The 3,920-nt window shown below is 74.8% G+C and carries 1 protein-coding gene; it reads right to left on the bottom strand.

What is annotated here, in order from left to right; all coding sequences use genetic code 11:
- The coding region (locus KN815_RS47335; RefSeq protein ID WP_216347946.1) for a non-ribosomal peptide synthetase at positions 1-3,920 on the bottom strand (3,920 nt) is incomplete at both ends.

Below are 3,920 nucleotides of genomic sequence, written 5' to 3'. Positions count from 1 at the left end.
CCGGTGGTCGCGGGACCGGTGCCCGCAGCGCCGTTGGCCGCGGTGCCGACGTCCACGGCTCCCACGCCCCCACCGCCGGTGGCCGGGGCCTCGGCGTCCGTGGAGCCGGTGGTCGCCACGCCAGTGTCCGCGGCCCCCATGTCCGCCGTGCGCAGCACGAGGGCGGGGCGGGCGTCGGCGAGCAGGGCGGCGATCCGTTCGGGCGGCAGGTCGGGGTCGAAGGGCAGATAGGCGGCGCCGGAGGCCAGCACGGCCAGGCACGCGGTGATCAGGCCGGTGTCGCGCGGCAGCCCGACGGCGACCAACCGGCCGGGGCCCGCGCCCCGGTCCTGAAGCGTCCGGGCGAGGTCCGCGACCCGTTCGGAGAGCTGCCGGAAGTCCAGCGTCTCCGTGGCCCCGATCACGGCGGGCGCGTTCGGGGTACGGCGGACCTGTGCCGCGAACAGCTCGACCACGCCCGCCGCCCCGGCCGCCTCGTGCGCGGTGTCGCTCCGGGTGATGTCGTTCCAGGCGGTGTCGTTCCAGGCGGTGTCGTTCCAAGCCGTGTCGTTCCACGCGGTGACGGTCCGTCGCTCCTCGTCCTCCGTGAGCAGGGGCAGGTCCGCCACGGCCCGGCCGGGGTCGGCCACGGCGGCGCGGAGCAGTCGGGCCAGCCGCTCGTTCAGCGCGTCCGCCGTTCCCCGGGTGAACAGGTCGGCGTTGTACTCCAGCACCCCGGTAACGCCCGCGGGCGCGCCGGTCCCGTCGTACTCCTGCCGCAGGCTCCACAGCAGGTCCAGGCGGGCCCGGTCGCCGTGCACCGGTATCTGCCGCGCGGTGATCCCCGGCAGGTCGAGGTCGGCGCTCCCGGTGTCCTGGAAGGCCAGCATCACCTGGAAGACGGGGTGGTGTGCGGTGGACCGCGGCGGATTGAGGAGCTTGACCAGTTGCTCGAACGGCAGCTCCTGGTGGTCGAAGGCGTCCAGATCGGCCGCGCGCACCCGGCGCAGCAACGTGGCGAAGGAGGGGGTCCCCGACAGGTCGGTGCGCAGGACCAGCGTGTTGACGAAGCAGCCGATGGTGTCGTGCAGTGCCGCGTCGTGGCGGCCCCCGACCGCCGTGCCGATCGGGATGTCCTCGCCCGCGCCGAGCCCGGACAGCAGGGCGGCGAGCGCGGCGTGCAACACCATGAACATGCTCGCCTCGTGTTCGCGGGCGAGGGCGGTGAGCCCACGGTGCAGTTGGGCGTCCAGGCTCAACTCGACGGTGCCGCCGCGGTGCGAGGTGGTCGGCGGGCGCGGATGGTCGGTGGGCAGGGGAAGCACCTGCGGGATGCCGCTCAGCGCACGCGCCCAGTACGCGGCGGCGACGTCGGTGGGCAACTCCCGCTGCCAGAGGGCGAAGTCAGTGTACTGCGCGGGCAGCGGCTCCCACCGGGGGGCGGTGCCGGTGGCCCTGGCCCGGTAGGCGGCCGACAGGTCGCGGGTGAGCAGGGTCAGCGACCAGCCGTCGACGGCGATGTGGTGGGGCAGCAGAAGCAGGGCGTGCCGGTCGGGGCCCAGCGCGTACAGCGTTGCCCGCAGGGGCAGTTCCGCGGCCAGGTCGAAGGGGCGGGCGGCGTCGGCGGCGAGCCGCTCGACGAGGCGCGCCTCATCGGCGCCGTACCCGTCCGCCTCGTCCGGCGACACCGTCGCGAAGGGCGGCTCGACGGGGGTGGTGGGGCGCTGCCAGGGCTCGCCGTCGTGGACCTCCACCACGGTGCGCAGGATCTCGTGGCGCGTCAGGACGTCCATGAGCGCGGCGCGCAGCGCACCGGTGTCCAGCGGGCCGTCGAGCGTGAAGGCGAAGGGCATGTGGTACGTCGGACCGGCCTCCTCGAAGTGGTAGAGGAACCACAGGCGGCGCTGGGCGAACGACAGCGGGACACGGTCCGGCCGCAGACCGGGGCGCAGCGGCGGGCGCACCGCGGGACGTCCGGCCGACGCCCGGCGGGGCTCGCGCTGCGCGATGACGCGCGGGGCGAGCGCGGCCACGGTGGGCGCGTCGAACAGCGTGCGGATGGCGAGGTCGATGCCGAGGCCCGCGCGGATCTTGTTGATGAGCTGGGTGGCGAGCAGCGAGTGGCCGCCGAGGTCGAAGAAGCCGTCGTCCACGCCGATTTCGGGCAGGCCGAGCGTTTCGGCGAAGGCGCGGCACAGGAACCGCTCCAACTCGGTGGCGGGCGCCCGTCCGGCCCCGGTCCGCAGCCCCTCGGCGGGTGCGGGCAGGGCGCGCCGGTCGAGCTTGCCGTTACGGGTCAGCGGCAGCCGGGCGATCGGCACCACGAAGCCGGGCACCATATATCCGGGCAGGTGGTCGGCGGCGTGGCGGCGCAGGGCGGCGGGGTCGAGGCGGGTGTCCGCCGTCGCGGGGACGGCGTACGCCACGAGCCGTACGCCACCCGCGCCGTTGCCCCCGCCGTCCTCCTGGGCGTCCTGAGCGCTCTGGGCGTCCTGAGCGCTCTGGGTGTTCTGGGCGTTCTGGGTGTTCTGGGCGTTCTGGGCGATGACCGCGGCCTGGACGACGTCGGGGTGCCGCTCCAGGACGGCCTCGATCTCGCCCGGTTCGATCCGGAAACCGCGCACCTTCACCTGCTGGTCGGTGCGGCCCAGGTACTCCAGGGTGCCGTCCCGCCACCGGCGCGCCAGGTCGCCCGAGCGGTACATCCGGGCGCCGGGCGGGCCGAAGGGGTCGGCCACGAAACGCGTCGCGGTCAGCGCCGGCCGTCCCAGGTAGCCGCGGGTCACACCGGGGCCGGAGAGGTAGATCTCGCCGGGGCAGCCGGGCGGCACGGGCCGTAGCGCATGGTCGAGCAGATGCAGTCGCAGGTCGGCGAGTGGCTCGCCGATGGCGCTGCGCGGGTCGGCCGGGTCGGTCAGTTCGGCGTATGTGGAGTGCACGGTGGTCTCGGTGATGCCGTACATGTTCACCAGCCGGGGGCGGCCGTGGGTGCCGGGGCCATCGGGATACCAGTGGCGGATCCGGCGTGGGTCCAGTGCCTCTCCGGCGAAGACCACGACGTGCAGCGTGTGTCGGGGCGGGCCGTCGGCCTCCCGCGCCATGTCGGTTGCCGCCTGCGCGAGTTGGTAGAAGGCCGACGGTGTCTGGCACAGGGCGGTGACCCGTTCGCGGGCGAGCAGCCGCCACATTTCGCGCGGCGACCGGCTGACCGTGTGCGGCACGATGACGAGCCGCCCGCCACGGCCGAGGGCCGCCCACAGCTCCCATACGGACACATCGAAGGCGTACGAGTGGAACAGGGCGTGCACATCGTCCGGCCCGAAGCCGAATCGCTCATCGGTGGTCTCCAGCAGCCGTACGACGTTGTCGTGCGTGACCACGACGCCCTTGGGCGTGCCGGTCGAGCCGGAGGTGTGGATGACATAGGCGGTGGTGTGCGGGTCGGTGCACCGGCCAGGGTCCCCGGCCGGGCCCGTGGCCAGGGCGGCGGCCGTCTCCGGGTCGTCCAGCGGCAACCGGTCCTGGCCGGGCGGCAGTACGGCGGCGGATTCGGCCGTCGTCACGGCCAGGGGCGGGCGGGCTTCGCCCAGTACGTGTCGCACGCGCTCGGGCGGGGTGGCCGGGTCCAGCGGCAGATAGCCCGCGCCGGACTTGAGCACGGCGAGGACGGCGGTCACCAGATCGGCGCCGCGTGGCAGGGCGAGGGCGACGAGCCGGTCCGGGCCCGCGCCACGGGCCACGAGCACCCGCGCGAGGCGGTTGGCCCGTTCGTTCACCTGCCGGTAGGTGAGGGTGCGGTCGCCGTCGGTCAGCGCGGGGGCGTCGGGACGTATCGCGGCCCACGCCTCGAACAGCCCGGGCAGGGTCGGGCCCGGTGCCTGCTCGGTGACCGGGGCCCGCCCGGTAGCCGGGGCCCGCCCGGTAGCCGGGGCCCGCCCGGT

Origin of the sequence: Streptomyces niphimycinicus, assembly GCF_018883605.1 — a bacterium.
Lineage (GTDB): Bacteria > Actinomycetota > Actinomycetes > Streptomycetales > Streptomycetaceae > Streptomyces > Streptomyces niphimycinicus.
The sequence above is the reverse complement of the archived record's forward strand: the minus strand, read 5'-3'. Positions and strand labels throughout refer to the sequence as shown.